The organism is Variovorax sp. CF079, assembly GCF_900101545.1.
Classification (GTDB): domain Bacteria; phylum Pseudomonadota; class Gammaproteobacteria; order Burkholderiales; family Burkholderiaceae_C; genus Variovorax.
Genome location: NZ_FMZU01000001.1, coordinates 42,684 through 69,621 on the forward strand (window position 1 = coordinate 42,684; position 26,938 = coordinate 69,621).

At 67.5% G+C, this 26,938-nt stretch carries 26 protein-coding genes; 23 read left to right on the top strand and 3 right to left on the bottom strand.

Annotated elements, in window-relative coordinates:
* Window positions 1–7: 7 nt before the first annotated feature.
* Genes fliH through fliF form a run of 3 tightly spaced genes read right to left on the bottom strand, consistent with a single transcriptional unit; the run spans window position 8 to window position 3,451 of the window.
* The gene (gene fliH / locus BLS74_RS00230) at window positions 8–769 is read right to left on the bottom strand and encodes a flagellar assembly protein FliH (protein WP_244503693.1); all 762 of its coding nucleotides are present in this window, start codon (window positions 767–769) and stop codon (window positions 8–10) included.
* The gene (gene fliG / locus BLS74_RS00235; RefSeq protein WP_093102016.1) at window positions 756–1,757 is read right to left on the bottom strand and encodes a flagellar motor switch protein FliG; all 1,002 of its coding nucleotides are present in this window, start codon (window positions 1,755–1,757) and stop codon (window positions 756–758) included. Before fliG ends, fliH begins: the two co-directional genes overlap by 14 nt.
* A complete protein-coding gene (gene fliF, locus BLS74_RS00240; protein WP_093102017.1) occupies window positions 1,754–3,451 on the bottom strand; it encodes a flagellar basal-body MS-ring/collar protein FliF in 1,698 nt (565 codons plus the stop codon). Before fliF ends, fliG begins: the two co-directional genes overlap by 4 nt.
* A gap of 284 nt (window positions 3,452–3,735) precedes the next feature.
* Here fliF and fliE point away from each other — a divergent pair, with 284 nt between their 5' ends.
* The 23 genes from fliE (at window position 3,736) to BLS74_RS00355 (ending at window position 26,916) form a co-directional block, all read left to right on the top strand.
* Window positions 3,736–4,053, top strand: coding sequence for a flagellar hook-basal body complex protein FliE (gene fliE / locus BLS74_RS00245; RefSeq protein ID WP_093102018.1), 318 nt, complete (start codon window positions 3,736–3,738; stop codon window positions 4,051–4,053).
* 172 nt (window positions 4,054–4,225) lie between these two features.
* Window positions 4,226–5,515 carry a FliC/FljB family flagellin gene (locus BLS74_RS00250; RefSeq protein ID WP_093102020.1) on the top strand — a complete coding sequence of 430 codons (1,290 nt, stop codon included), beginning with the start codon at window positions 4,226–4,228 and terminating at the stop codon, window positions 5,513–5,515.
* 121 nt (window positions 5,516–5,636) lie between these two features.
* A complete protein-coding gene (locus tag BLS74_RS00255; protein WP_093102656.1) occupies window positions 5,637–5,996 on the top strand; it encodes a flagellar protein FlaG in 360 nt (119 codons plus the stop codon).
* A 188-nt stretch (window positions 5,997–6,184) separates the two neighbouring features.
* Complete coding sequence (gene fliD, locus BLS74_RS00260; RefSeq protein ID WP_093102021.1) at window positions 6,185–7,630, top strand: flagellar filament capping protein FliD; 1,446 nt, start codon at window positions 6,185–6,187, stop codon at window positions 7,628–7,630.
* Between the two features lie 19 nt (window positions 7,631–7,649).
* Window positions 7,650–8,072, top strand: a complete 423-nt coding sequence (gene fliS, locus BLS74_RS00265; protein WP_093102023.1) for a flagellar export chaperone FliS — start codon at window positions 7,650–7,652, stop codon at window positions 8,070–8,072.
* A gap of 24 nt (window positions 8,073–8,096) precedes the next feature.
* On the top strand, window positions 8,097–8,429 hold the full coding sequence (locus BLS74_RS00270) for a flagellar protein FliT (RefSeq protein WP_093102025.1): 333 nt from the start codon (window positions 8,097–8,099) through the stop codon (window positions 8,427–8,429).
* Window positions 8,430–8,445: 16 nt separating this feature from the next.
* A complete protein-coding gene (locus BLS74_RS00275) occupies window positions 8,446–9,687 on the top strand; it encodes a flagellar hook-length control protein FliK (protein ID WP_093102027.1) in 1,242 nt (413 codons plus the stop codon).
* A gap of 58 nt (window positions 9,688–9,745) precedes the next feature.
* Window positions 9,746–10,039: an EscU/YscU/HrcU family type III secretion system export apparatus switch protein gene (locus BLS74_RS00280; protein WP_093102029.1), complete on the top strand. Its 294-nt coding sequence runs from the start codon at window positions 9,746–9,748 to the stop codon at window positions 10,037–10,039.
* 257 nt (window positions 10,040–10,296) lie between these two features.
* Window positions 10,297–10,650 carry a flagellar transcriptional regulator FlhD gene (gene flhD, locus BLS74_RS00285; RefSeq protein ID WP_093102030.1) on the top strand — a complete coding sequence of 118 codons (354 nt, stop codon included), beginning with the start codon at window positions 10,297–10,299 and terminating at the stop codon, window positions 10,648–10,650.
* Between the two features lie 55 nt (window positions 10,651–10,705).
* Window positions 10,706–11,314, top strand: a complete 609-nt coding sequence (gene flhC, locus BLS74_RS00290) for a flagellar transcriptional regulator FlhC (RefSeq protein ID WP_093102032.1) — start codon at window positions 10,706–10,708, stop codon at window positions 11,312–11,314.
* An 81-nt stretch (window positions 11,315–11,395) separates the two neighbouring features.
* Complete coding sequence (gene motA, locus BLS74_RS00295) at window positions 11,396–12,256, top strand: flagellar motor stator protein MotA (RefSeq protein ID WP_093102034.1); 861 nt, start codon at window positions 11,396–11,398, stop codon at window positions 12,254–12,256.
* 19 nt (window positions 12,257–12,275) lie between these two features.
* A complete protein-coding gene (motB, locus tag BLS74_RS00300; RefSeq protein ID WP_093102036.1) occupies window positions 12,276–13,214 on the top strand; it encodes a flagellar motor protein MotB in 939 nt (312 codons plus the stop codon).
* Window positions 13,215–13,244: 30 nt separating this feature from the next.
* A complete protein-coding gene (cheA, locus tag BLS74_RS00305) occupies window positions 13,245–15,290 on the top strand; it encodes a chemotaxis protein CheA (protein ID WP_093102037.1) in 2,046 nt (681 codons plus the stop codon).
* Window positions 15,291–15,315: 25 nt separating this feature from the next.
* On the top strand, window positions 15,316–16,644 hold the full coding sequence (locus BLS74_RS00310) for an EAL and HDOD domain-containing protein (protein ID WP_093102039.1): 1,329 nt from the start codon (window positions 15,316–15,318) through the stop codon (window positions 16,642–16,644).
* 99 nt (window positions 16,645–16,743) lie between these two features.
* Entirely contained in the window at window positions 16,744–17,565 is an 822-nt protein-coding gene (locus tag BLS74_RS00315; protein ID WP_093102041.1) for a CheR family methyltransferase, read from the top strand.
* Complete coding sequence (gene cheD / locus BLS74_RS00320; RefSeq protein ID WP_093102042.1) at window positions 17,562–18,170, top strand: chemoreceptor glutamine deamidase CheD; 609 nt, start codon at window positions 17,562–17,564, stop codon at window positions 18,168–18,170. The genes BLS74_RS00315 and cheD overlap by 4 nt, the downstream gene beginning before the upstream one ends.
* Window positions 18,167–19,252 (top strand): protein-glutamate methylesterase/protein-glutamine glutaminase, encoded by a 1,086-nt coding sequence (locus BLS74_RS00325; RefSeq protein WP_093102044.1) that lies wholly within the window; start codon window positions 18,167–18,169, stop codon window positions 19,250–19,252. Before cheD ends, BLS74_RS00325 begins: the two co-directional genes overlap by 4 nt.
* Window positions 19,253–19,283: 31 nt before the next feature.
* The gene (gene cheY / locus BLS74_RS00330; RefSeq protein ID WP_170855469.1) at window positions 19,284–19,679 is read left to right on the top strand and encodes a chemotaxis response regulator CheY; all 396 of its coding nucleotides are present in this window, start codon (window positions 19,284–19,286) and stop codon (window positions 19,677–19,679) included.
* A 1-nt stretch (window position 19,680) separates the two neighbouring features.
* Window positions 19,681–20,334, top strand: coding sequence for a protein phosphatase CheZ (gene cheZ / locus BLS74_RS00335; RefSeq protein WP_093102048.1), 654 nt, complete (start codon window positions 19,681–19,683; stop codon window positions 20,332–20,334).
* A gap of 111 nt (window positions 20,335–20,445) precedes the next feature.
* Window positions 20,446–21,588 carry a flagellar biosynthesis protein FlhB gene (gene flhB / locus BLS74_RS00340; protein WP_093102050.1) on the top strand — a complete coding sequence of 381 codons (1,143 nt, stop codon included), beginning with the start codon at window positions 20,446–20,448 and terminating at the stop codon, window positions 21,586–21,588.
* The gene (gene flhA, locus BLS74_RS00345; RefSeq protein WP_093102052.1) at window positions 21,585–23,681 is read left to right on the top strand and encodes a flagellar biosynthesis protein FlhA; all 2,097 of its coding nucleotides are present in this window, start codon (window positions 21,585–21,587) and stop codon (window positions 23,679–23,681) included. Before flhB ends, flhA begins: the two co-directional genes overlap by 4 nt.
* The gene (flhF, locus tag BLS74_RS00350) at window positions 23,678–26,080 is read left to right on the top strand and encodes a flagellar biosynthesis GTPase FlhF (protein WP_093102054.1); all 2,403 of its coding nucleotides are present in this window, start codon (window positions 23,678–23,680) and stop codon (window positions 26,078–26,080) included. The genes flhA and flhF overlap by 4 nt, the downstream gene beginning before the upstream one ends.
* Window positions 26,077–26,916: a MinD/ParA family ATP-binding protein gene (locus BLS74_RS00355; protein ID WP_244503694.1), complete on the top strand. Its 840-nt coding sequence runs from the start codon at window positions 26,077–26,079 to the stop codon at window positions 26,914–26,916. The genes flhF and BLS74_RS00355 overlap by 4 nt, the downstream gene beginning before the upstream one ends.
* Window positions 26,917–26,938 lie beyond the last annotated feature (22 nt).

Here is a 26,938-nt window from a genome sequence, read left to right on the forward strand (position 1 = left end):
GTCGACATCAGATGTCCAGCGCAACCACATCGCGGTGCAATGCGGCAGTCACGCTCTTCCAGCGGGTTTCGAGGCTGGCATCCATCTCGCCGCTGGCGGACTGGACGCGGCAGCCGCCGCGCGCCAGCGTGTCGTCGGCGCGCACCTGCCAGCCGGCGATCTGCAGTTCGTTGCCCAGGCTGTTCTTGACCAGCGCCACGTCCTCGGGATGCAGCAGCAGGCGCGGCTCGCCCTGCAGCGCAGGCTCGGCATGCAGCAGGTCCTGCACCAGCGGCAGCACCCATTCGGGCTCGGCGCGCAAGGTGCGGTGCACCACCTGGCGGGCCACGTCGAGCGCGAGCGTGAGAATGGCATCGGCCAGTTCGCTCTCGGCGCGGCGCAGTGCGTCCGGCAGCGTGGCGGCCAGCGCGCGCAGCTGCTCGGCATGCGCGCTGGCGGCGGCCAGGCCCGAGGCCAGGCCGGCGGTGCGGCCCTCGGCATGGCCCTGTGCCCAGCCTTCGCGGCGGCCTTCGGCTTCGCCCGCGGCGCGCGCTTCGAGGCGCAGGCGTTCGAGTTCGGCGTCGCGCGCCAGCGCCGCGGGATCGATGCGCTGCGCGTTGGCGGCTTCGACAACGTGCTGCGGCGGCGCAGCGTCTTCATCCAGCGTGCCCATTTCCCAGCGCTGCCAGGCGGAGAGCACCGGCTTGGACGGCGTGGCCGGCCGCGTTGGCGCATAGGCTGCGGACAGCCGTGCACGGGCGCCGAAGGAGGAGTGGCTAGACGAAGTCATCGGTTCCCGGCGCAGCGACTGTGATCTCGCCCGAATCGGCGAGGCGGCGCACCACCTGCAGGATGGCCTTCTGCTCGGCTTCGACCTGCGAGACCCGCACCGGGCCGCGCAGCTCGATGTCCTCGCGCAGCGTCTCGGCGGCGCGCTGCGACATGTTCCGCAGGAACTTGTCGCGCAGCTCCTGCGCCGAGCCCTTGAGCGCGACGATGAGCGAATCGGATTCGATGTCCTTGAGCAGGCGCTGGATGAAGCGGTCCTCGAGATCGAGCAGGTTCTCGAACACGAACATCTCTTCGAGGATGCGCTGCGCGAGGGCCTCGTCGTGCTCGCGCACGTGGGCGATGGCCTCGTCTTCCTGCGCGCTGTTCATGAGGTTGACGATCTCGGCGGCGGTGCGCACACCGCCAAGGCGGCTGCGCTTCAGGCCTTCGCCGGAGAGCATCTCGGTCAGCACGTCGGTCAGCTCGGCCAGCGCCGCCGGCTGCACGCCCCCGAAGGTGGCCACACGCATGATCACGTCGTGGCGCAGGCGCACCGGCAGCTTCTCCAGCACTTCCGAAGCCTTCTTGCGGTCCAGGTGCACCAAGAGCGTGGCGAGGATCTGCGGATGCTCGTCGCGGATCAGTTCCACCACTTCGCCGGCCTCGAGATCGTTGAGCCGCTCGATGCCGCCGTGCGGCTCGTCGGGCTGCAGGATGTCTTCGAGCAGGTTGCTGGCGCGGTCGTCGCCCAGCGCCTTGCGCAGCACTGCGCGGATGTAGCTGCCCGAACCCAGGTGCAGGGCCGAGAGCTGCTCGGTCTCCATGCGGAACTCGGACAGCACGGCCGCCAGCTCTTCCTTGGACACCTGGCTCAGCTTGGCCATCGCGACGCCCAGCGCCTGTACCTCGGTGGTGGGCAGGTGGTGCAGCGTGGCGGCGGCACGGTCCTCGCCCAGCGACATCAGCAGGATCGCGGCCTTGCGGGTTCCCAAGTTGATATTGCTCATGGGTTCATCCAATGCTTGATCAGCGTGGCCACCAGCCGCGGATCGCTGTCGGCGGTCTGGTGGGCGTAGTCGAGGTCGGCCTTCTGGCGCTCGGCTTCGCGCTGGCGTGCGCTTTCCTGCGCGGAGCCGGCGTCGTCGGGATCGCCGCCGGCGGCCATGGCCTTCTGTGCCGGTTCGGCGGAAGCGGGCGCTGCCGGCGGTGCCAGGTGCTTGCGCAGCAGCGGCCGCAGCACGGCGAACCAGGCGAAGAGGGCGAGGGCGGCGAGCAGCAGGTACTGCCCGACGGTCTTGGCGAGCTCGATGTTCTCGGGGTCGCGCCAGTTCGGCACGTCCCGTGCCGCTTCATCGTGGCCCTCGCGGGCGAAGGCGCTGTTGACCACGTTGAGCGAGTCGCCGCGCTCCTGGCTGTAGCCCATGGCTTCCTTGACCAGGTTGCGGATCTGCTCGATCTCTGCCGGCGCGAGCGCGCGCGCGCCGGCCTTGCCGTCCGCGCCCTCGCGGTTGTTCACGACCACCGCCACCGACAGGCGCTTGACCGCGCCCGCGCCCTGCTGCACATGGCGGATCGAGCGGTCGAGCTCGTAGTTGGTCGTCGTGTCCTTGCGCAGGCTGGAGGGCGCGCCGGGCGCCGTGCTGGTGGCCGTCGTGGTCGTCGATGCGGCCGCGGGCGGCGTCGCGGCGATGCCGGGCAGCGGCGCTGTGATCGGCGCGTTCGGCGTAGTCGGCGGCTGGTTCGACAGCGCGCCCGGCACGCCGCCCGGGGGCGTCGCGCCGTGCTGGCTCGATTCGCTCGATTGCTGGCTGCGGACCGCGGCATTGCGCGGATCCTGGTTGGGGCTGTATTTCTCGTCGGTGCGTTCGACCACCGAGAAGTCGATGTCGGCCGCGACCTGCGCCCGCACATTGCTCGCGCCGACGATGGGCTGCAGGATGGCCTCGATGCGGCGGATGTAGCCCTGCTCGATCTCCTGCGCGTACTTGAGCTGGCTCACGTCCAGGCCGCGCGCGCCGGCATTGGCCGCCGACAGCAGGTTGCCGCGCTGGTCGACCACCGTCACACTCTTGGCGTCGAGCTCAGGCACGCTGCTGGAGATCATGTGGACGATGGCGCTGACCTGGCCTTCGTCGATGCTGCGGCCGCGGTGCAGGCTCAGCACCACCGAGGCGGAAGGCTTCTTCTGGTCGCGCACGAAGAGCGAGGGCTTGGGCAGCGCCAGGTGCACGCGCGCCGACTCGACCGTGGCTATCGACTCGATCGAGCGCGCGAGCTCGCCTTCGAGCCCGCGCTGGTAGTTGACCTGTTCGGCGAACTGGCTGGTGCCGAACTTCTGGTTGTCCATCAGTTCGAAGCCGACGCCGCCGCCCTTGGGCAGGCCCTGGGCCGCGAGCTTGAGGCGCACTTCAGGCACCTTGTCGCCGGCGATCAGGATCGCGCCGCCGCCTTCGGCGAACTTGTAGGGCACGTTCATCTGCGTGAGCGACGCGATGATCGCGCCGCCGTCGCGGTCCGAGACGTTGGTGTAGAGCACCTTGTAGTCGGGCGCGCGGCTCCAGAGCATGAAGGCCGCGGCGGCCGCGACCACCGCGGCGGCGCCGACGATCAGCGGCAGCTTCGGCTGCGCGCGCATCCGTTCCATGAGAGGCGGGAGGGCCGGCGCCGTTGGCGCGGCGCCCGCGGGCGCCGTCGCACTCATGTGCGCGCCTCCGGCGCGGCCGGCCGCGCCGGATTCATGGAGAGGAAAGAGAGTCGTCGATGTGGAGGAGTCATGCCGCAGGGCCGTTGATGTCGTCAGCAGGCTTTCTTGTTCGCAGTCGATTCTCGGCAGCCGGGGCGGATTCGATTGGTCGAACAACCGCGGGTTTTGCCGTCAGTTGGGCGCATCTGCCGGCAGCCTTGGCTGATACGCTGAAAACACGCGGGAGTGCCTTGGCGCTTTCTTTGTCAATACGGAAGTTCTAGAAGAGAAAAGGTTTGCTCATGTCGATTGCCGCCATCGAGTCCGTCCTGCAGCAGATGCGGGTCACCGCGCTCCAGTCCGGCTTCACGCCGCCCGCCGCCGAGGCGGCCCAGCCGGGCGGCTTCGCAGCCGAACTCCGACGCTCGCTCGACAACATCAGCACGGCGCAGACCAAGGCTTACGGCCAGGCCGAGGCCTTCGAGCTGGGGCGTCCGGGCGTGGCGCTCAACGATGTCATGGTCGACCTGCAGAAGGCCAACGTGGCTTTCCAGACCGGGCTGCAGGTGCGCAACCGGCTGGTGGCCGCCTATCAGGAAGTGATGAACCTGCCCGCTTGAGCCCTGAAGGTTGTGGAAAGGGCCGCGCGCATCTTTTTGGCGCACCGGCCTAAATGTTTGGAAAGCCCTGCCGATAACTAATCCAACGATGGCTTGAGTCTCACGGTGGGAAGCGGGTCCAGCGTTGCGGCCATTGGCCGAAGTCCACAACCTTTGTCTACAGGAGTCGAACATGGCGCAAGTCATCAACACCAATAGTCTCTCGCTGCTCACGCAGAACAACCTCAACGCGTCGCAGTCGTCGTTGAACACCGCGATCCAGCGCCTGTCTTCGGGCCTGCGGATCAACGGTGCCAAGGACGACGCGGCCGGCCAGGCGATCGCCAACCGCTTCACGGCGAACATCAAGGGCCTGTCGCAAGCCCAGCGCAATGCCAACGACGGCATCTCGCTGGCGCAAACGACGGAAGGCGCACTGAAGGAAGTGAACAACAACCTGCAGCGCGTTCGCGAACTCGCCGTGCAAGCCGCCAACGGCAGCAACTCGGCCAGCGACCTGAAGTCGATCCAGGACGAAATCACCCAGCGCATGAGCGAAATCGACCGTGTCTCGGCACAGACCGATTTCAACGGCGTGAAGGTTCTGTCGGCCGGCGCGAAGCCGCTGACCGTGCAAGTCGGTGCCAACGACGGCGAAACCATCAAGATCGACCTCAAGCAGATCGACTCGACGACGCTCGGCCTCGGCGGCTTCTCGGTGAGCAACAACGCTCTCCCCGTGAGCGAGGCCATCACGCAGACCAACCTGGCTGCCACGCCTGCCGCTGTCGATCTGAGCGCTGCTGCCACGTCCCTGGGCGTCGCTGCGAGCTCGTTGAGCCTGCACAACGTGAAGGACGCCACCGGCGCCGCCACGGCCAACTTCGTGGTCAAGTCGGGTGACAGCTTCTATGCCGCCTCGGTCGCCGACGCCACCGGCGCCGTGACGCTGAACGTCGCCGACATCGACTTCACCGATCCGTCCAACGGCGTGACCGCTGCCGTGACGCTGGCCGACCAGCTCGTCAAGGTCGGTGTCGATTCCACCGGCGCCACCACCGCCTACGTGGCCGTGCAAGGCAAGAACTTCAGCGTCGGCGCAGGCGCGCTGGCCAACGGCGGTGCAGGCGGGACCGACTTCGACAACACCGCCACCGACATCGTGCTGAGCGGCGCCGGCGCCACGGCCGAATTCACGGGCGCGGCTTCGGTCGACCCGATGAAGAAGCTCGACGCAGCGCTCAAGATGGTCGACGACCTGCGCAGCTCGCTGGGTGCGGTGCAGAACCGTTTCGACTCGACGATCGCCAACCTCGGCACCACGGTGACCAACCTGTCTTCTTCGCGTTCGCGCATCGAAGACGCCGACTACGCGACCGAAGTGTCGAACATGACCCGCGCGCAGATCCTCCAGCAAGCCGGTACCTCGGTGCTGGCCCAGGCCAACCAGACCACGCAAAACGTGCTGTCCCTCCTGCGTTAATCGAAGAAGAAACCATCGCAGGCGTCCGGGCGAAAGCCCGACAGCGCCTGCGCTGTTCTCTGCGGCCTGGTCCTGGCCAGGCCGCAGACGACAGCGAAGCAAGCAACCAAAGGTGAAGACCATGTCGATCCCCGTAGCTCCGGCAGCAGACAACGGCCAGTGGTGGGTGCAGATGCTCTCGGGCCGGCCGATCGGCGCGGGCGCAGCGGCATCGCCGGAGGGCGCGACCACCGCGGCCGATGCCGTGGAGGCCGCGACGCCGACGCAGGTCGAACAGGCGGTGCGCGAGGTCAATGCCTCGCTGCAGAGCCGCTCGGTCGGCCTGCAGTTCGAGGTGGACCAGGACACCGACAAGGTCATCGTCAAGGTGGTCGACCGGGCGAGCGGCGAAGTCATTCGCCAGATCCCGACCGAGGAAGTGGTGCGCATCGCCAAGGCGCTGGACAAGGCGCCCGGCCTGCTGGTGAGCCAGTCGGCTTGATATGAACCACCCCCAGGCTTGCCCACTTCGTGTGGCCTCCAACCCCCTCACCGGGGGCAACACCAGCGGCCCGGCAAAGCCGGTTGCGCGGTGTTCCCCGAAGGGGCCTGGCGTCGCCGGCCGCGGGTTCGGCCATCGTGGGCCACAGGCATGCGTTTGTCGCACTCATTAGAAACAGGAATTCATTCATGGCATCGATCAGCAGTCTCGGCATCGGCTCCAACCTCGACCTGAGCAGCCTGCTCACCAACCTCGAAACGGCGGAGAGCCAGCCGCTGGTGCTGCTGCAGCAGCGCCAGGTCAGCTACACGAGCAAGCTGTCGGCCTACGGCCAGCTGCAGAGCGCGCTCGGCACGTTGCAGACGGCGGCCAAGAAGCTGTCGGACCCGGCCTTCTTCCTGGGCGTGAAAGCCACCTCCAGCGCCACTGACGTGATGTCCGCGAGTGCCGGCAACACGGCAGCGGCCGGCATCTACAACATCAACGTCACCCAGCTCGCGCAGGCGCAGTCGGTGGTGGCGGCCGGGCAGGCGAGCGCCAAGACGGCCATCGGCACCGGCACCATCACGATCGACTTCGGCACCATCGCCGGCGGCAGCTACGACGCGGCGAGCGGCAAGTACACGGGCGCGGGCTTCACGCCGGACGCGAGCCGCACGGCAGTGCCGATCACCATCGATGCGGCGCACAACACGCTCGAGGGCATCCGCGACGCGGTCAACGCCGCCAAGGCCGGCGTGACGGCGAGCATCGTGAACGACGGCAGCGGCACGCCCAACCGGCTGGTGCTGACATCGACCGAGACCGGCAAGGCCTCGAGCATGCGCGTCTCCGTGGCCGGCGACGCGGCGCTGGCGAACCTGCTGAACCATGATCCGGCAGGCACGCAGAACCTGCAGCAGACGGTGCAGGCGCAGAACGCCGAGCTCACGGTCAACGGCATCGCCGTCACGAGCGCGAGCAACACCGTGAAGGAATCGATCCAGGGCACGACGCTGACCGTGCTGAAGACCGGCACCAGCACGCTGAGCGTGGCGCGCGACACGGCCTCGGTCGAGACGGCGATCAACGATTTCGTCAAGGCCTACAACGCCCTGCAGAGCACGGCCAGCACGCTGACCACCTTCGACACCGACAAGAAGACGGCCGCGGCATTGGTCGGCGATTCGACCTTGCGCAATCTCCAGACCAGCATCCGCAACACGCTCACCTCGCCGCAGGCCGGCGGTACGGGCGACCTGACGATGCTGTCGCAGATCGGCGTGAGCTTCCAGAAGGACGGCACCATGAGCGTCGACTCGGACAAGCTCAAGAGCGCGCTCGCCACCAACCTGGACGGCGTCTCCAAGCTCTTCTCGAGCGCGACCAGCAGCACCACCGGCTACGGCAAGCAGCTCGACGCGCTGGTGACCAAGGCCACTTCCACCGGCGGCGTGCTCAAGGTGGCGACCGACGGCATCAACACCTCGCTCAAGCAGCTCGACGAGCAGTACACCGACATGCAGGCGCGCGTGGATGCCAAGGTCGAGTACTACCGCGCGCAGTTCACCCAACTGGATCTGCTGGTCAGCAAGATGAACAGCACCAGCAGCTACCTCACGCAGCAGTTCGCGAGCATGAGCAGCGACAACTAAGCCCCACGCGGAGCAGCGCATGTACACACCCCACACCTTCAGAACCGGCGCCAACGCCTATGCACGCCTCGGCGTGGAAACGCAAGCGATGAGCGCGTCGCCGCACCAGCTCATCTGCATGCTGTTCGACGGCGCCGTCACGGCCATCGGCATGGCGCGGCACCACATGGCGAGCGGCGATGTCGCGGCCAAGGGCAACGCGATCTCCAAGGCGGTGGGCATCGTCGACAACGGCCTCAAGGCCAGCCTCGACGCCAAGGCGGCCGGGGCGGCCGGCGAGGGCCTGGTCGCCAATCTGTCGGCGCTCTACGACTACGTCATCCGGCGCCTGCTGCAGGCCAACCTGCACAACGATGCGCAAGCGCTCGACGAAGCCGAGGCGCTGCTCGAGAACATCGCCTCCGCATGGCGCGAGATCGATGGCGTTGCCGCCGGCCACTGAATACGAATCGAAGAAAGAAGAGACATGGCCGCCCGCAGTGAAATCGTCCATTGCTACGTGCAACTCGCCTCGACCACGTCGCTGATGGCGGCGCTGGCGCGGGCCAAGGAGTGGGACCGCCTTCCGGCCCTGGAAGAGCAGTGCGCGACGGTGGTCGAGCGATTGAAGCAGATCGGCCCCACGGAAGCGCTGGAACCCGCGCAGCTCGACCAGGCGCAGCGCCTGATGGAGCGCATCCGCGCCGACCAGGATGAAGTGCGTCGGCTGGTCAAGCCGCAGCTCGAACGCCTGGTCGCCACGATGGCCCGGCTGCAGAAGCAGGGCGAGCTTGACAAGGCCTACGGGCTGCCGCGCTGAACGGTATATCGCTGCCATGAACAGACTTTCCGGCCTGGTCGATACGCTGCTGAGCGCAAAGCTCGCGCCGCGGCTGGAACTGCTCGCGCTGCAGCAGAGCCAGGTCGGGACGGATGCGGCCACGGGGCCCGTGGTGGGGGTGCGGGAGGTCGTCAACGACATTCGCCTGCCGCCCGAGATGGCCCTGGGCCGGCACGCGCCGACCGCGGGCGCAGCGGCAGCGCCAGGCCAGTCCGCTCCAGGCCAGCCCGATGCGGCCGGGCCGGCCGCCGCGCGGTTGTCGGTGGCGGCGCGCGTCATCGGCGCCTTGCTGGCGGAGTTTCCCGACGCCGGCCCGCTGCGGGGGGCATCGCCGATGTGGCCGTCCTCGCAGCAGCAGCCTTCGGCCGCCGCGCTCGCCGGCACGCTGGCGCAGACCGTGAACGCGAGCGGCCTGTTCTACGAATCGCATTTGCGCGAGTTCGCAGCCGGCACCCGCACGCTGGCGCAGCTGGCGCAGGAGCCGCAAGCGCGCTGGGCGCCTGTAAGGAGCGCGGGGCCCGAGACCGCCGCCCAACCCCTTGCTACCGCCACAGCCATCGCGGCCGAGACGCTGAAGCCGGTGCTGCCGGCGGCCGGCGCGCCCGGTGCGCCGCGCTCGCCCGCCGAGGCCGGCGCGAGCGATGGTGCGCTGCCGCCGCGCGCACCGGCGCCTCAGGTTCACGCCGAGACCGTCGCGCCTGCGGCCGATGCCGCGCGCGTGCAGGCGGCCTATCGCCGGGGCGAGGCGGCACCGTCCGCCGCACCGCCGGAGGCGCCGCCTGTGCCGCGTGCCGAAGAGGCGACGCTGCGCCATGCCGCCGCGGCACCGGTTCAGGCGTTGCCTGCTGGCGAAGTGATCCACCCGCAAGCCGCGACCGTGGTGCACCAGCAGCTCGACCTGCTGGCCACGGCGGTGTTCCGCTGGAGCGGTCAGGCGTGGCCGGAGGTCCCGATGACGTGGTCGATCCAGGAAGAGGATGCAAAGCCGCAGGGCGATGCGCCTCATGAACCCGCTGCGCGAAGCTGGACCACCACGGTCTCGCTGGGCTTGCCCCGGCTGGGCGCCGTGGACTTGCGCCTGAGCCTCACCGGCTCCCAGATCCAGGCGCAGTTGGCGGCCAGCGAGGCGAGCACCGCAGCGCGCCTGCGCGCCGACAGCAACCGGCTGGTGCAGCGTTTCGAGGCCGCGGGCCTGCGGCTGCAGGAGCTGCAGATCGCCGCGAAGGACAAGTCATGAGACGCCGGGCCGCTCCCAAGTCGAATAGCACCGCAGCGCATCGCGCGGAGGTTGCTCAATGACTCCCGGCACCGACGAACGCCAGAGCGCGGTGGCCCTGTCCTATCTGGGCAAGACCCGGGCCCCCGTGGTCGTGGCCAAGGGCTACGGCGTGGCGGCGGAATCGATCATGCGCGAGGCGCGCGAGAACGGCCTCTACGTCCATGCCTCGCCGGCCCTGAACAAGCTGCTGATGCAGGTCGATCTCGACCAGCAGATCCCGCCGCAGCTGTACCTGGCGGTGGCCGAAATCATGGCCTGGATCCACCGGCTGGAGGAGGCCGAGTCCGGAGGTTCAGGGCATGGAAATTAATACTTTTTATTATTCATATTCATTGGCATATTTTTGTCTTGGTGAATTAGAACTTTTTTCTTCCGAATTAAGCGAGGCTGATCGTTATTAAAGTGAATGAATTTGGTCTACGAAATAAATCACACAAAACCGGGTATCGCACGGAGGGCGGAGACAAGGCGTAATTTATTTCTCACTTTCAGATACATAAATATGAAGAAGTTACATTTGTAAATAACTCTGGATAGACTGAAGCCTTGATTGAACGGAGTGCAAAAGTGGAACCGGATAACGTGAAGAACGCCGCGAGCGGCGAGATTTCCAAGGAAATCGGCGACCTCAACCTCGCCTACATGCTGCTGGCCCAGAAGCTCGTCAAACAGGACCGCGCGGCCGCCATGTTCAGGCTCGGGGTGAGCCGCGAACTGGCGGACATGCTCGCCAACATGTCGCTGGCCCAGATCCTCAAACTGGCGGCATCGAACTTCCTGCTGTGCAGCTTCCGCCTCGACGACCATCCGTCGATGTCGGCCGTGGTCGGCGAGGGGAAGGACACGACCCTGCAGCAGGCGCACATGTCGATCCTGATGTCGGCGCGACGGCTGTCGATGCTTGAAGGCGTGGCTGCATGAGCCGCAGGGCCGTTCCTAACGCAAATACCGCAGCGCGCAGCGCGGAGGTTGCCGAATGACGACTAAAAGCGTCCTCGGAGAAGTGCGCGAGGTCCAGCTCGCGATCGAGCTGATTGGGCTCGGCGCACGCCTCCAGTTCCTCGAGGCCGAGGTGAGCTTGAGCCGCGAGCGCCTGATCCGTCTCTACAAGGAGCTCAAGGGCGTTTCGCCGCCCAAGGGTTTGCTGCCCTTTTCGACGGACTGGTACATGACCTGGCTGGCCAATATCCATTCGTCGATGTTTTACAACATGTATCAATTCATGTTGACGCACGCAAACGAGAACGGTTTGCAGGCACTGATCAAAAGCTACCGGCTATATCTGGAGCAAATTGAATCGCAGGGCGGCGAAATTGTGCTGGATTTCACACGCGCCTACACGATGGTGCGATTTTTCGACAGCGACATGCTGCAGTTGAGTGCGTGTTGCCGGTGCGGCGGCAAGTTCGTGGCGCACGCGCACGACAGCAAGAACGGCTACGTGTGCGTTCTGTGCCGGCCGCCTTCGCGCGCGGGCAAGGTGCGCGGCGCGAAGCGCGCCGGCGAACACCCGGCCGAGGCGCTCGCAGTGGGACACGCTGGGTTTGCCGTGGAATCGACGCTGGAGGCCGGCGGATTGCACTGAAAGGGTCCTTGATTCCCCGGCGTTCGGTTTGGGAGGCGAGGTTTTTTGATTCGACGCCGGAAGCGGCATTAGGGGAAGCGCGTGCTCGTTCTGGTTGGTTATCTGGTGGTCCTGGGGGCCGTGTTCGGTGGCTACGCCCTGATGGGCGGGCACTTCGGCGTCCTGTTCCAGCCAGTGGAGCTGTTGATGATCGGCGGCGCCGCGGTGGGCGCCTTCGTGGCGGGCAACAACGGCAAGACCATCAAGGCCACGCTCAAGGAGCTGCCGCTCCTGCTGCGCTCGTCCAAGCACAACCGCCAGCTCTACATGGACCTGCTGGCGCTGCTCTACGAGCTGCTGGCCAAGGCGCGCAAGGAAGGGATGATGAAGCTGGAGACCGACGTCGAGGACCCGGCCCAGAGCCAGATCTTCACGCGCTATCCCACCATCCTGGCCGACGCCAGCGTCATGGAGTTCCTCTGCGACTACCTGCGGCTGGTGATCAGCGGCAACACCGACGCCTTCGAGATCGAGGCGCTGATGGACCACGAGATCGAGACCATCAAGCACGAGGCCGAGATGCCGGTGCACAGCCTGACGCGGGTCAGCGATGCGCTGCCCGCGCTGGGCATCGTCGCGGCCGTGATGGGCGTGGTCCATGCGCTCGGCTCGGCCGACCTGCCGCCCTCCGAGATGGGCGCGCTGATCGCGCACGCCATGGTCGGCACCTTCCTCGGCGTGCTGCTGGCCTACGGCTTCGTCTCGCCGCTGGCCTCGCTGATCGAGCAGAAGGTGTCGGACGGCATGAAGCTGTACCAGTGCGCCAAGGTGACCCTGCTCGCCAGCCTCAACGGCTATGCGCCGCAGCTGGCGGTGGAGTTCGGTCGCAAGGTTTTGTTCTCCACGGAGCGGCCCTCCTTCACCGAGCTGGACAGCCACGTCCGCGAAGTCAAGGCCCGGTGATCCGGACGAGAGCAGCACCATGAGCGCAGAAAAGGGCCGGATCGTCGTCAGACGCGTTGCCGCGGCCGGCGGCGGCGGGCACGGCGGCGGCGGGTGGAAGATCGCCTATGCCGACTTCATGACGGCCATGATGGCCTTCTTCCTCGTGATGTGGCTGCTCTCCAATGCGAGCCCGAAGCAGCGCGAAGGCATCGCGGAACACTTCCGCATGCCGCTGAAGGTGGCCATCAACGGCGGCGAGAAGAGCAGCACCAGCGACAGCGTGATTCCGGGCGGCGGCACCGACCCGACGTCGAACATCGACGGCGAGATGCGGCGCGTCAACGCCGATGCCGACGACGAAGCCGATGCGAACCGCCTGGAGAGCATGAAGAAGCGGCTCGACGCGCTGATCGAGAACAGCCCGGTCTTCAAGCAGTTCCGCTCGCAGATCCTGATCGACATCACGACCGAGGGGCTGCGCCTGCAGATCGTGGACAACGAGAACCGTCCCATGTTCGACCTGGCCAGCGCGCGGCTGGTGCCGCACATGCGCGCCATCCTGCGCGAGATCGGACCGGCGCTCAACGAGCTGCCGAACAAGATCACGCTCTCGGGCCACACCGATGCGATCGTCTACACCAACGGCGACAAGTCCTACGGCAACTGGGAGCTGTCGGCCGACCGGGCCAACGCTTCGCGGCGCGAGCTGGTGATGGGAGGCATGGCCGAAGACAAGGTGCTGCGCGTCGTCGGCCTGGCCGACAGCATGCACCTGGACAAGGCCGAGCCGCGCAACCCGATCAACCGCCGCATCAGCATCATCCTGCTCAATCACCGCACGCAGCAGCAGATCGAGCGCGAGAACAGCGGCGACGGTGCCGCGCCCACGCGGGCCGGCAAGCCGCCGGTGCGCATTCTCCCGGTCGACAACGTCAAGGTGACGGCCTACAGGCCGCCAACACCTGCACACCCCTAGCGAAAAAAGAAATCCGGTTTCGGAGCAACGATGGACCTCAGTCAGTTTACCCAGGCCTTTTTCGTCGAAGCCATCGAGCTTCTGGCGGAGATGGAGCAGCTGCTTCTCGAACTCGACGTCGAGTCGCCGGACAGCGAGCAGCTCAACGCCATCTTCCGCGCCGCGCATTCGATCAAGGGCGGCGCGGCCACTTTCGGCTTCACGGCGCTGACGGATACGACGCACCTGCTGGAGACCCTTTTGGACCGGGCACGCCATGGCCAGCTGAGCCTGAGCGGTCCGATGATCGACGCCTTTTTGGAAACGAAGGACGCCTTGCAAGAACAACTCACTGCTTACCAGGCGGGCAAAGAGCCTGAAACCGAAACGGTCGCGCACATCTGTGCGGTGCTGCAGCAGCTGGCGCGCGAAAACGGCGCCGCCGAGGCCGCTCCGGCGTCACTGCCGGCTGCGCCCGCGCCCGCCCCGGTGGTTGCCGCGCCGGATGCGGCGGCCGCCCCAGCAGCGGAGGGCGCGCTGCGCATCCGCTTCGCGCGTCTCTCCGACAGCGAGTGCGATCTGCTCGCCGACGAACTGGGCAACCTCGGCCGCGTGCTCTCGCGCACGCGCAGCAATGACCACTTGACCGTGATGCTCGAGACCACCTGCGCGCCCGACGACATCGTCGCCGTGTGCTGCTTCGTCATCGACGAATCGCAGATCGAGATCACGCGCGAGGCGGCGCAGCCCGAGGAGGCGGCAGCAGCGATCGCGCCGGAAGCGGCGCCGGCGGCAGCGAGCCCGGCCGTCGCTGCGCCGAAGCCGGCGAGCGCATCCGCCGCACCGGTGGCTGCAGCCGCGAACGCCAAGGAGTCCAGCTCGATCCGCGTCGACGTGGAGAAGGTCGACCAGCTCATCAACCTGGTGGGCGAGCTGGTGATCACGCAGTCGATGCTGACGCAGGCGGCGACGATGCTCGACCCGGTGGCCTACGAGCGCTTCCTGAGCGGCCTCGGCCACCTCGAACGCAATGCGCGCGATCTGCAGGAGTCCGTGATGTCGATCCGCATGATGCCGATGGACTACGTGTTCAGCCGCTTCCCGCGCGTGATCCGCGATGTCAGCGCCAAGCTCGGCAAGCAGGTTCGCCTCGACACCTACGGCCGCGAAACCGAGCTCGACAAGGGGCTCATCGAACGCATCGTGGATCCGCTCACGCACCTGGTGCGCAACAGCCTGGACCACGGCATCGAGACGCCCGAGCAGCGCCTCGCCAAGGGCAAGGAGGCCACCGGCCAGCTGCTGCTGTCGGCCCAGCACCATGGCGGCAACATCGTGATCGAGGTCAGCGACGACGGCGCCGGTCTCAACCGCGAGAAGATCCTCGCCAAGGCGCAGCAGCAAGGGCTGGCCGTGAGCGACGCGATGCCCGACGAGGAGGTGTGGCAGCTGATCTTCGCGCCCGGCTTCTCGACGGCGGAACAGGTCACCGATATCTCCGGGCGCGGCGTGGGCATGGACGTGGTCAAGCGCAACATCCAGGAGATGGGCGGCCATGTGGAGATCAGCTCGCGCGAAGGCCGCGGAACCACCACGCGCATCGTGCTGCCGCTGACGCTGGCCATCCTGAACGGCATGTCGGTCAAGGTCGGCGAGGAGGCCTACATCCTGCCGCTCAGCTATGTGATCGAGTCGCTGCAGCCGCTGCCGGAGCATCTGCATTCGATCACCGCCGACGGCCACGTCATCAAGGTGCGCGGCGAGTACCTGCCGCTGATCGAGCTGCACCGCGTCTTCGACGTGGCCGGTGCGCAGACGCAACCGACGCAGGGCATCCTGGTGATCGTGCAGGCCGACGATGCGCGCTTCGCGCTGCTGGTCGACGAGCTGCTCGGACAGCACCAGGTCGTGGTCAAGAACCTCGAGACCAACTACCGCAAGGTGCCAGGCATCTCGGCCGCGACCATCCTGGGCGACGGCAGCGTGGCCTTCATCATCGACGTCGGCGCCATGCCGCGCATCCAGCGTGCGCAGGCGGCAAGCGCCGCCGCGCTGGCCGGTGCCTCCAGGATCGACGCCGCCGCCATCGCCCACTGAGCGAGACACAGACGGAGACAAGAACATGCGCTTCGATTTTTTCCGGCGTCACGATTCCGACAACGCTTCGGTCGGTGACGCAGCGACGGAAGAGGCCTCCGCCGCGCAACTGCCGGCTGCGCAGGAGCGCAGCGTCGACGGCTATCTGACCTACGCCCTGCTGCTGGACACGCAGAAGCGCGTTGCGGGCTACAGGCTCGCATGGCAACCGGCGGCGCAATACAACGCCGCGGGCGCGGCCGAGCTGTTCAAGGCCTTCGTGAGCTGCGTGGCCAGGCACCTCAATCCGCCCAAGACCGGATGGCGGCTCGGCCATACCGTGCTCTTCTTCGACGTGACGGCCGAGACGCTGGCGGCCAGCGAGCTGCAGGGGCTGCCGCCGGACAACGTGGTGCTGTGCCTGGGGCCGGATGCGCTCATGGATGCGGACGTGCGGCCCATCCTGCTGTTCCTGCGCGAGCAGGGCTTTCGTTTCATGCTGTGCGGCGCCGAGGCGCTGCCTGAAGATCCCGAGCTGCGCGGCCTCGTCACCCACTTCGATGTCGGCACCGGCCATCTCGACCTGGTGGCCAAGCTGCGGCGCGAGGAGCCGCCGGGCGAGCCGCTGCACCTCATCGCCACGCGCATCGCCACCTGGAAGGATTTCGACGCCTGCGCGGCGCGCCGCGTCGATGTGTTCCTCGACGGGACCGGCATGCAGCCAGAGAAGGAGGAGGCCGGCCGCACCCTGCAGCCCGAGTCGATGCTGATCGTGCGGCTGATGCAGATGATCCAGCGCAACGAGGACCTGCGCGAGATCGAGGCGGCCCTCAAGCACGACGCCGCGCTGACCTACAGGCTCCTGCGCCACATGAATTCGCCCGCCATCGGCGTGGGGGTGGAGATCCATTCGCTGCGCCACGCGGTGACGATGCTCGGCTACTCGCCCCTGTTCCGCTGGCTGTCGCTGCTGCTGGCGACCAGCAACGCCAAGGCCAGCCCGCCCTTCCTGATGAAGAAGGCGATCATCCGCGGCCGCTTCGTCGAGTTGATGGGCGAGGGGATGCTGCCGTCCGGCGAGGCCGACAACCTGTTCGTGGTCGGCATGTTCTCGATGATCGACCAGCTGCTGGGCGTCACCATGCAGGAGGTGCTGGGCAAGGTGCAGCTCAGCGAATCGGTGCAGCAGGCCATCCTCGCGCGCGAGGGCATGTACGGCCCCTTCCTCGCGCTCGCGGAGAGCTGCGACGAGGACGGTGTCCGGGCCGCGCAGCTGTCGGAGGCGCTGTTCATGAGCACCGAACAAGTCAATGCAGCGCATCTCTCCGCGCTCGTCTGGGCGCAGGACGTGAGCCCCGCCGAAGCGACGTACTGATGAAGGCGTGGCCCGAGATGCAGGACTTTTGCACCCTTGATCGGGCCATAGGAAAAGGTGAGTGCTGTGTACATTGAAAGTCATGTACCGGCGCTGACTGTGAACTCCGAATTCCTCTTTACCGATAGCGACTTTTCCAGGATCCGGACGCTGATCCATCACCGCGCCGGCATCGCCCTGGGCGAGCAGAAGCGCCAGATGGTCTACAGCCGGCTTTCGCGCCGCCTGCGCGAGCTGCGCCTGCCCGAGTTCTCGACCTACCTGGAGCTGCTCGAAGCCAGCCGCGACGGCGAGGAGTGGCAAGCCTTCATCAACTCGCTGACCACCAACCTCACGTCCTTCTTTCGTGAGGCGCACCATTTCCCGGTGCTCGCCGCGCACGTGCGCAAGAGCAAGCAGCCGGTCACGATCTGGTGCGCGGCCGCATCCACCGGCGAGGAACCCTATTCGATCGCCATCACCCTGATCGAGGCGCTCGGCGAGCGCGCGAGCACGGCCCGCGTGATCGCCACCGACATCGACACCGCGGTGCTGGCCAAGGCTTCGGCCGGCGTCTTCACGCTGGAGCAGGTCAACCGGCTGTCCACCGAGCGGCTGCGGCGCTTCTTCAGCAAGGGCACCGGCAGCAACGCCGGCAAGGTGCGCGTGCGTCCCGAAGTCGCAGCAATGGTCAAGTTCGGGCGGCTCAACCTGCTCGATCCGACCTGGCCTGTGAAGGAGCCGGTGGACGCGATCTTCTGCCGCAACGTGATGATCTATTTCGACAAGCCGACGCAGAAGAAGGTGCTCGACCGCTTCGCGCCGCTGCTCAAGCCCGAGGGCCTGCTGTTCGCCGGCCATTCGGAGAACGCCTCGCTGGTCAGCCCGAGCTTCAAGGCCGTGGGTCAGACCGTGTACGAGCTCAGCAAGGGCAAGTCATGAGCGCAGCGGTCCCGGGCTCGGTGGCCAGCCATCACTACTTCGATCGCGACCTCGACTGCATGGCGGTCAAGCTGCTGCCTTCCGAGTACTACGTCACCACCACCGACATCGCGCTGACCACGGTGCTGGGCTCCTGCGTGGCGGCCTGCATCGTGGACCTGGACGCCGGCGTCGCGGGCATGAACCACTTCATGCTGCCGGAAGACGGCGAGCCCGGAACGCGCGGCCAGGTCGAGTCGATGCGCTACGGCGCCTATGCGATGGAGGTGCTGATCGGCGAGATGCTGCGCGCCGGCGCGCGCCGCGATCGGCTGCAGGCCAAGGTCTTCGGCGGCGCCGCGGTGCTCGCCAACATGACCACGCTCAACATCGGCGACCGCAATGCCGACTTCGTGTTGAGCTACCTGAAGGCCGAGCGCATCGCCGTCGCGGCGCAGGACCTGCGCGGCCAGCATGCGCGCCGCGTGTGCCTGCTGCCGCGCAGCGGCAAGGCCGTGGTGCGCAAGCTGCGCACGCGGATCGACGTGCAGTCGATTCAGCGCGAGGAGGGCGAGCTGCTGCGCCGGCTCTCCGTCGCCAATGACAAAGGGAGTTGGGTGGCATGAGCGGCAACAAGATCAAGGTGCTCTGCGTCGACGATTCGGCGCTGATCCGCAGCGTGATGACCGAGATCATCAACAGCCAGAGCGACATGAGCGTGGTCGGCACGGCGGCGGACCCTCTGGTGGCGCGCGACCTCATCAAGCAGACCAACCCCGACGTGCTCACGCTCGACGTCGAGATGCCGCGCATGGACGGGCTGGAGTTCCTCGAGAAGCTCATGCGCCTGCGGCCCATGCCGGTGGTCATGGTGTCCTCGCTGACCGAGCGCGGCTCCGAGATCGCGCTGCGCGCGCTGGAGCTCGGCGCGATCGATTTCGTCACCAAGCCGCGGCTCGGCGTGCGCGACGGCCTGCTCAACTACACCGAGCTCATCGCCGGCAAGATCCGCGTCGCCGCCAGCGCGCGTCTGCTGCCGAGCCGGCATGCGAGCGCGCAGCGGCCCGCGGCGGATCATGCGCAGGAGCCGCTGCTGCGCAGCCCGCTGCTCTCCACCGAGAAGCTCATCATCATCGGCGCCTCGACCGGCGGGACTGAAGCGATCCGCGAGGTGCTGCAGCCGCTGCCGCCCGACGCGCCGGCGGTGCTGATCGCCCAGCACATGCCGCCCGGCTTCACGCGCTCCTTCGCCCAGCGGCTGGACGGCCTGTGCCGCATCCACGTGAAGGAGGCCGAGCACGGCGAGCGCGTGCTGCCGGGCTATGCCTACATAGCGCCCGGCGGCTACCACCTGTCGCTCGCCCGCAGCGGTGCCAACTACGTCGCGCATCTGGACCAGGAGCCGCCGGTGAACCGGCATCGGCCTTCGATCGACGTGCTGTTCGATTCGGCGGCCAGGCACGCCGGCAAGAACGCGATCGGAATGATCCTCACCGGCATGGGCAAGGACGGCGCCGAAGGCCTGTTGCGCATGAAGCGGGCCGGCGCCCACACCCTGGCGCAGGACGAGGCGAGCTGCGTGGTCTACGGCATGCCGCGCGAGGCGGTCGCGCTGGGCGCGGTGGACGAGGTGTCGCCGTTGAACGAGATCAGCCGCCGCGTGCTGGCGCACCTGCGCACCTTCGGCGAGCGCGCGAACCGGGTTTGAACCTTTTTGAACTGTCAGTGGAGAAATCGTGATCGATAAGAGCATCAAAATTTTGGTCGTGGACGACTTCCCGACCATGCGCCGCATCGTGCGCAATCTGTTGAAGGAGCTGGAGTTCCTCAACGTCGACGAGGCCGAGGACGGCGCGGCCGGCATCGAGAAGCTGCGCGGCGGCAACTTCGGCTTCGTGGTCTCGGACTGGAACATGCCCAACATGGACGGCCTGACCATGCTGCAGACCATCCGAGCCGACCCGGAACTGGCCAAGCTCCCGGTGCTGATGGTCACCGCCGAAGCCAAGAAGGAAAACATCATCGCCGCCGCACAGGCCGGCGCCAACGGCTACGTGGTCAAGCCCTTCACGGCCGCGACGCTGGAGGAAAAGATCGTCAAGATTTTCGAGAAGCTCCAGAAAGAAGGGGCATGACATGACGCACAACGTGCCCGATGCCGGAGGGCAGACCAACACTCACGAGGAACTGCTGGGACGCATCGGGCAATTGACGCGACAGCTGCGCGAGGGCCTGCGCGAGCTGGGCCTGGACAAGCAGGTCGCCCGCGCCGCGCAAGCCATTCCCGACGCGCGCGACCGCCTCAACTACGTCGCCAGCATGACCGAGCGGGCGGCGCACCGGGCGCTCAACGCGATCGAGCTCGCGCAGCCGCTGCAGGAGGAACTGGCCGACCGGGCCAAGGGCCTCACGAAGCGTTGGGACCAGTGGTTCGAGAACCCGATCGAACTGGACCATGCGCGCGAGCTCGTGATGGACACGCGCGGCTATCTGCAGCACGTGCCGCAGCAGGCGAGCGCCATCAACACGCAGTTGATGGAAATCATGATGGCGCAGGATTTCCAGGACCTGACCGGCCAGGTCATCAAGAAGATGATGGAAGTGGTCAACGACGTCGAGACGCAGCTGTTGCAGGTGCTGATCGACAACACGCCGATGGAGAAGCGCCACGAGCCGGCACCGAGCGCGCAGAACAACCTGCTCAACGGCCCGCAGATCAACACCGCCAATCCCGAGGCGGTGACCGACCAGGCACAAGTCGACGATTTGCTGGAAAGCCTGGGGTTCTAAGGCCCGAGTTGGAGGGCAATCCGGGCCTTGATCGAACGATTGTTCCAAGGCACCGAATCCAATAATTCAGCCATGAGCTGAGGTCTTCGCCGATGCTCTTTCGGAGCATGAATGGCTGAAGAAAGCGATCTCGAGAAAACGGAACCTGCCTCGCCGCGGCGCCTGGAGAAGGCGCGCGAAGAAGGCAATGTGGCCCGTTCGCGCGAACTGGTCACTTTCGTTCTGCTCGCCACCGCCGTCGCCGGCCTGTGGCTCACGGCGGAATCGGTCGGCAACACCATGCGCGGCGCGCTGCGCCACGGCCTGCACTTCGATCGCACGGCCGCCTTCGATCCCTCCTACATGCTGGCCCAGACCGGGCTGATGGCGATGCAGTCGCTGATCGCGCTGGCGCCGCTCGCCGGCATGATCGTGCTCGCCGCGCTGGTCGCGCCGCTGATGCTCGGCGGCTGGCTGTTCTCTGCCAAGGCCATCGGCCCCAAGTTCGACAAGCTCGATCCGATCGCCGGCGTGAAGCGCCTGTTCTCCGCGCAGTCGCTGGCCGAGCTCCTTAAGGCGCTGGCCAAGTCGCTCCTGATCGGCGGCGTCGCCTGGCTGGTGATCATGGACAACATGGACGAGGTCACGGCGCTGATGGCGCAGTCGGAACGCGCCGCGCTGCCGCAGACGATTCGGCTGGTGGGGCGCAACTGCGCGTTGATCACGGCCGCGCTGCTGCTCATCGCGCTGGTCGACGTGCCCTTCCAGCTCTGGAGCTACTACCGCAAGCTGCGCATGTCGCGCGAGGACCTGCGCCAGGAGCACAAGGAAAGCGAAGGCGATCCGCACATCAAGGCGCAGATCCGCCGGCAGCAGCAGCAGATGGCGCGCCGCCGCATGATGTCCGAGGTGCCCAAGGCCGACATCGTGGTCACCAACCCGACGCACTTCGCCGTCGCGCTCAAGTACGTCGACAACGACATGCGCGCGCCGCGCGTGGTGGCCAAGGGCGTGGACGCCGTGGCCGAGCGCATCCGCGAGATCGCGCGCGAGAACAAGGTCGCGATCCTCGAGGCGCCGCCGCTCACGCGCGCGCTCTACAAGCACACCAGGCTGGGGGACGAGATTCCCACCGGCCTCTACACCGCCGTGGCCGAGGTGCTGGCCTGGGTCTACCAGCTGAAGCGCTGGCAAAGCGAAGGCGGCGAAGCGCCGCGCACGCCGGCCGACCTGCCGGTTCCCGAGGCCCTCGCATACAACGTGAAAGCTGCATGAACGCCCTCGCAAGCCTGATGCGTCAACCGGCGCAGCTCTTTTCCGGCAGCCAGTTCAAGGGACTGGCCGGCCCGATCCTCATCATCATGATTTTGAGCATGATGGTGCTGCCGCTGCCGCCCTTCCTACTGGACCTGCTGTTCACCTTCAACATCGCGATGTCGGTGATGGTGCTGCTGGTGAGCATGTACACCATGAAGGCGCTGGACTTCGCGGCCTTCCCGGCGGTGCTGCTGTTCTCCACGCTGCTGCGCCTGTCGCTCAACGTGGCCTCGACGCGTGTGGTGCTGATGCAGGGCCACACCGGGACCGATGCGGCGGGCAAGGTGATCGAGGCCTTCGGCCACTTCCTGGTCGGCGGCAACTTCGCGGTCGGCGTGATGGTGTTCATCATCCTGGTGCTGATCAACTTCATGGTCATCACCAAGGGCGCGGGCCGCATCGCCGAGGTCGGCGCGCGCTTCATGCTCGACGCCATGCCCGGCAAGCAGATGGCGATCGACGCCGATCTCAACGCCGGGCTGATCGGCGAGGACGTGGCGCGCAAGCGCCGTACCGAGGTGGCGCAGGAAGCCGACTTCTACGGCTCGATGGACGGCGCCAGCAAGTTCGTGCGCGGCGACGCCGTGGCCGGCCTGCTCATCATGGTCATCAACATCATCGGCGGCCTGGTGGTCGGCATGGTGCAGCACGGGCTGGACTTCTCCACCGCCGGCAAGACCTACACGCTGCTGGCCATCGGTGACGGCCTGGTGGCGCAGATCCCGGCGCTCGTGATCTCGACCGCAGCCGGCGTGATCGTCTCGCGCGTGACCACCGAGGAAGACGTCGGCCGCCAGCTGACCGGCCAGCTGTTCTCGAACCCGCAGGTGCTGTTCCTGACGGCGGCCATCATCGGCCTGATGGGGATGATCCCCGGCATGCCGAACGTGGCCTTCCTGCTGATCGCGGGCGGCCTGGTCTGGCTCGGCCGGCGCCTGCTGCTGCGCGCACCGCAGAAGGCCGCCGAACAGGCCGCCGCGGCGGCGCAGGCGACGGCGATGCCGGCGGCCGAATCGGCCGAAGCGACCTGGGACGACGTGGCGCTGGTCGACCCGCTGGGCATGGAAGTGGGCTACCGCCTGATTCCGCTGGTGGACCAGTCGCAGAACGGCGAGCTCTTGGGCCGTATCAAGAGCATCCGCAAGAAGATCGCGCAGGAGCTCGGCTTCCTGGTGCCGGTGGTGCACATCCGCGACAACCTCGAGATCCAGCCCAACACCTACATCATCAGCCTCAAGGGCGTCGAGATCGGCCGCGGCGACGCCTTCCCCAACCAGTGGATGGCGATCAACCCGGGGCAGGTGACGGGCACGCTGCCAGGCACGCCGACGCAGGACCCGGCCTTCGGCCTGCCCGCGGTCTGGATCGACGCCAGCCAGCGCCAGCAGGCGCAGGTCTTCGGCTACACGGTGGTCGATGCCTGCACGGTGATGGCCACCCATCTCAACCACCTGATCCAGACCCACGCCGCCGAGCTGCTGGGCCGCCAGGAAGTGCAGCAGCTGCTCGACCAGGTCGGCAAGACCGCGCCGAAACTGACCGAGGACCTGGTGCCCAAGGTGCTGACGCTGAGCACGCTGCACAAGGTGCTGCAGAACCTGCTGGAGGAAGAGGTGCCGATCCGCGATATGCGCACCATCCTCGACGTGATGGCCGAGCATGCGCCGACCATCAAGGACGCGACCGAGCTGACCACGCTGACGCGCCTGGCCCTGGGCCGCGCGATCGTGCAGCAGCTGTTCCCGGGCGACACGGAGATGCAGGTGATCGGCCTCGACGGCACGCTCGACGGCGTGCTGCAGCAGGCCCTCACCAGCAACAGCGGCATCGAGCCGGGCCTGGCCGACAGCCTGCTGACGCAGGCCCAGGCCGCCATCGCGCGCCAGGAGCAGATGGGCCTGGCGCCGGTACTGGTCGTGCAGCACGCATTGCGCGTGCTGCTCTCGCGCTTCCTGCGGCGCAGCCTGCCGCAGCTCAAGGTTCTCTCGCACGCCGAGATTCCTGATTCCCGCCACATCAAGATCACCGCCACCATTGGAGGAAGAGTTTGAACATCATCACGGATGTGCGGACCACCGCACGTAAGTTCATTGCCACCACCAGCCGCGAAGCGCTGCGACTGGCGCGCGAAGCCCTGGGCAGCGAGGCGATGGTGCTGACCAACCGCGTGCTGGCCGACGGCGTCGAGATCGTCGCCATGGCGCCGGACGAAGTGGAGCAGGTGCTGGAGCAGGCCGCGCCCGAGGCGCCTGTCGCATCGCTTGCGCCGGTTGCACCGGCCTTGCCTCCCGCGCCTGAAATGCCCGCGATGCGCGAGCAGCCCGCGGCCCCGATCGCCGCGCCTGTGCCCACCCCCGCGCCCCAGCCGGCACCCGCGCCAGCGGCCCCCACCGACAGCGTGCTCAGCGAATTGCATTCGATGCGCGGCATGATCGAAGAGCAGCTCGCCAGCGTGGTCTGGAACGACAAGCAGCGCCGCGATCCGATGCGCGGCCGCCTCCTGCGCACCCTGCTCGGCGCCGGCTTCAGCGCGCGGCTTTCGAAGGCGATGCTGGAGCATCTCCCCGCGAACCAGAGCTACGCGCAGGGCATGGCCTTCGTGCGCTCCGAGCTGATGCGCACGCTGCCCATTCTCGAGAACGAAGACGCGCTCTTGGCCCAGGGCGGCGTCTATGCGCTGATGGGGCCGACCGGCGTCGGCAAGACCACCACCACCGCCAAGCTCGCGGCGCGCTGCGTGATGCGCTTCGGCGCCGACAAGCTGGCGCTGGTGACCACCGACAGCTACCGGATCGGCGCCTACGAGCAGCTGCGCATCTACGGCCAGATCCTCAATGTGCCGGTCTATGCGGTGAAGGACGCGGCCGATCTGCACCTGGTGCTGGAAGACCTGCGCGACAAGCACATGGTGCTGATCGACACCGTCGGCATGAGCCAGCGCGACCGCGCGGTGTCCGACCAGATCGCGATGCTGTGCAGCAGCCACCGGCCGGTGAAGCGGCTGCTGCTGCTCAACGCCGCCAGCCATGGCGACACCCTCAACGAAGTGGTGCATGCCTACCGCCACGGCGGCGCCGGCAACGAGCTGGCCGGCTGCATCTTCACCAAGGTCGACGAGGCCACCCATCCGGGCGCGCTGATCGACACCGTGATCCGCCATCGGCTGCCGGTGCACTACATCTCCAGCGGCCAGAAGGTGCCGGAGAACCTGATGCCGGCCGAGCGCGCCCAGCTGGTGGACAGCGTGTTCCAGGCCAGGAGCCACAGCGCGCTCTTCGTGCCCGGCGAAAGCGATCTGCAGGATAAGCCCGCCGGAGCGGAAGTCGAGCAGGCGCAGGCCGAGACCGACCGTCTGCGCATGCAGTACCAGCGGCTGATCCAGGCCATGGCCCACGATGCGCAGGAAGTCGCTGCGGCCGCCACGGCGCTCACCGGCGCCGAGCTGGGCTTCGAACATGCGCGCGAGCTCTGGCGCCAGGCCGTCGGCGAGGACGTGCTCCACAAGGCGGTGCTGCAGTCGCTCATGACGCATGCGAAGAGCGAGATCGCCGCCGGCTGCGACACGCACGTGCTTGCGCTCAGCGGCCAGGTCGGCCTCAAGTCGAACGAAGGCGGCGACGCCTACGAATGCCAGAGCAGCCTGCTCTTGTCCGACAGGAGCGGCCTGCCGCTGGCGGCGCCGAACCAGTGGTTGTCGACCGCGGCATTGCGAGGCGCTGGCGGCGCCGGCGATGCCGCGCGCAAGCCCGGCATGCGTCAGGCCCAGTGGCTGCGCCAGCAGGATTTCGGCAAGACGGTGGTGCACGTGCTGCCCCGGCTGCCCGGCAGCGAATTCATGGCGCAGGGCCAGCTCTGGCTGGCGCGCGCGCCGGGCTCCACGGCGGTGAGCGATCCGCGCTCCGGCAAGGCCGGCACCCTGGCGCGACTGGCGCTCGTGTTCGGCGAAACGCGGCCCGTGCGCTTCAAGGGCAAGGCGGCGCTGCAATCCGAGGCGCATGCCGACGTGCTGCTGCGCGGCGACGGAGATCTGCCGCCGCTGCGCTGCGTCGCGACGCGCGTGACGGATGCGAAGACGCGCAAGATCCTCGCGCAGAGCTATGCGCTCGCAAACGTTGGCAGCGAGGTCACGGTGCGGCAACTCGCGCAGTGGCAGGCCTGGGCCGCGGAGGCCGAGCCCTGCTTCCGGCTGATCCGCCAGGGTTTGCAGCTGCTCGGCGGCATGGGCGAGCTCGGCGATCCGCACATGATGAAGCGGCTCCTCGTCGCAGGCCAGGTGACGACCACCGTCTGGCGCCTGCTGCATGCGCGCGGCGACTGGACCGAGCGCACGCGCGCGCTGCTGAACCAATTGACCGGCCGGCCGGCACGGCCCGACCGCGCGCCCTCGGGTAATGCGCTCTACGTCGGCGTGGGCAAGCTGTTCCTGCTGCTGGAAGCCCTGGGCACGTGAGCAACAAGATGGTTGCCGATCAAGCCGACGGCCTGCGGCGCCTGCTGGCGCACACGCCGACGCGCGTCGTCGCCGTGGCCGGCATGGCGCGCGAACTGGGCGCCACCACGGCGGCGATGAACCTGGGGGCGGCCCTGGTGCTGCAGGGCAAGGACGTGCTGCTGCTCGACGAGCACGGGATGGCGGTGGACTCCGCCTGCGCCCTTTGGTCGCTCGATCCGCTCGGCACGCTGGCCGACGTGGCCTTGCGGCGGCTGACCTGCGAAGGCGCCGCTGCGCGCGCGAGCTGCGGCGTCAGCGTGCTGCCGGCACTGCCCGGCGCGCAGGACCCGAGCGCGGACCCGCGCCGGCTGTGGCAGGGCGACGTGATCCTGATCGACGCCGTGTTCGACGGTGAGGGCCGGCTGTCGGAGCTGGCGCAGATGGCCGACGAACTGGTGCTGGTGCTGCAGCCCCATGCGGCGTCCATCACCTCCACCTACTCGGGCATCAAGCGGCTGCACTACGCGCATGCGCTGAAGCAGCTGCGTTTGCTGGTCAACGGCGTCGCCGATCCCGAGGCGGCGCAGCAGATCATGGCCAACCTGGTCCAGACCGGCAGCCGCTACCTGGCCGTGTCGCTGCAGCCGGCCGGATGGGTGCGTGCCGATCCGCACCTGCGCGACGCCAGGCGCCTCTGCCGCACCGTGGTCGAAGCCTTTCCGGCCAGCCCGGCGGCGGTGGATTTCCGGCGCATCGCGGCCGACATGGGGCAGTGGCCCTGGCGCCCGGGCGCCAGCCTCGCCGTGCCGCCCGCGCGCGAGACGCTGGGCTCGAACATCGCCGCGGCCTCCTGAGGCCGCGGCAATTTGGAGAAGG

Bases quoted from the DNA above. Each gene is read 5' to 3' on its own strand.
- fliS (WP_093102023.1), top strand. From the start codon at position 7,650: ATGTACACACCCCACACCTTCAGAACCGGCGCCAACGCCTATGCACGC.
- flhA (WP_093102052.1), top strand. From the start codon at position 21,585: ATGAACGCCCTCGCAAGCCTGATGCGTCAACCGGCGCAGCTCTTTTCC.
- fliF (WP_093102017.1), bottom strand. From the start codon at position 3,451: ATGAGTGCGACGGCGCCCGCGGGCGCCGCGCCAACGGCGCCGGCCCTC.
- BLS74_RS00250 (WP_093102020.1), top strand. From the start codon at position 4,226: ATGGCGCAAGTCATCAACACCAATAGTCTCTCGCTGCTCACGCAGAAC.
- flhC (WP_093102032.1), top strand. From the start codon at position 10,706: ATGACGACTAAAAGCGTCCTCGGAGAAGTGCGCGAGGTCCAGCTCGCG.
- cheA (WP_093102037.1), top strand. From the start codon at position 13,245: ATGGACCTCAGTCAGTTTACCCAGGCCTTTTTCGTCGAAGCCATCGAG.
- fliE (WP_093102018.1), top strand. From the start codon at position 3,736: ATGTCGATTGCCGCCATCGAGTCCGTCCTGCAGCAGATGCGGGTCACC.
- motB (WP_093102036.1), top strand. From the start codon at position 12,276: ATGAGCGCAGAAAAGGGCCGGATCGTCGTCAGACGCGTTGCCGCGGCC.
- cheZ (WP_093102048.1), top strand. From the start codon at position 19,681: ATGACGCACAACGTGCCCGATGCCGGAGGGCAGACCAACACTCACGAG.
- BLS74_RS00280 (WP_093102029.1), top strand. From the start codon at position 9,746: ATGACTCCCGGCACCGACGAACGCCAGAGCGCGGTGGCCCTGTCCTAT.
- cheD (WP_093102042.1), top strand. From the start codon at position 17,562: ATGAGCGCAGCGGTCCCGGGCTCGGTGGCCAGCCATCACTACTTCGAT.
- BLS74_RS00310 (WP_093102039.1), top strand. From the start codon at position 15,316: ATGCGCTTCGATTTTTTCCGGCGTCACGATTCCGACAACGCTTCGGTC.
- BLS74_RS00255 (WP_093102656.1), top strand. From the start codon at position 5,637: ATGTCGATCCCCGTAGCTCCGGCAGCAGACAACGGCCAGTGGTGGGTG.
- flhB (WP_093102050.1), top strand. From the start codon at position 20,446: ATGGCTGAAGAAAGCGATCTCGAGAAAACGGAACCTGCCTCGCCGCGG.
- fliD (WP_093102021.1), top strand. From the start codon at position 6,185: ATGGCATCGATCAGCAGTCTCGGCATCGGCTCCAACCTCGACCTGAGC.
- BLS74_RS00270 (WP_093102025.1), top strand. From the start codon at position 8,097: ATGGCCGCCCGCAGTGAAATCGTCCATTGCTACGTGCAACTCGCCTCG.
- BLS74_RS00275 (WP_093102027.1), top strand. From the start codon at position 8,446: ATGAACAGACTTTCCGGCCTGGTCGATACGCTGCTGAGCGCAAAGCTC.
- BLS74_RS00325 (WP_093102044.1), top strand. From the start codon at position 18,167: ATGAGCGGCAACAAGATCAAGGTGCTCTGCGTCGACGATTCGGCGCTG.
- fliG (WP_093102016.1), bottom strand. From the start codon at position 1,757: ATGAGCAATATCAACTTGGGAACCCGCAAGGCCGCGATCCTGCTGATG.
- fliH (WP_244503693.1), bottom strand. From the start codon at position 769: ATGACTTCGTCTAGCCACTCCTCCTTCGGCGCCCGTGCACGGCTGTCC.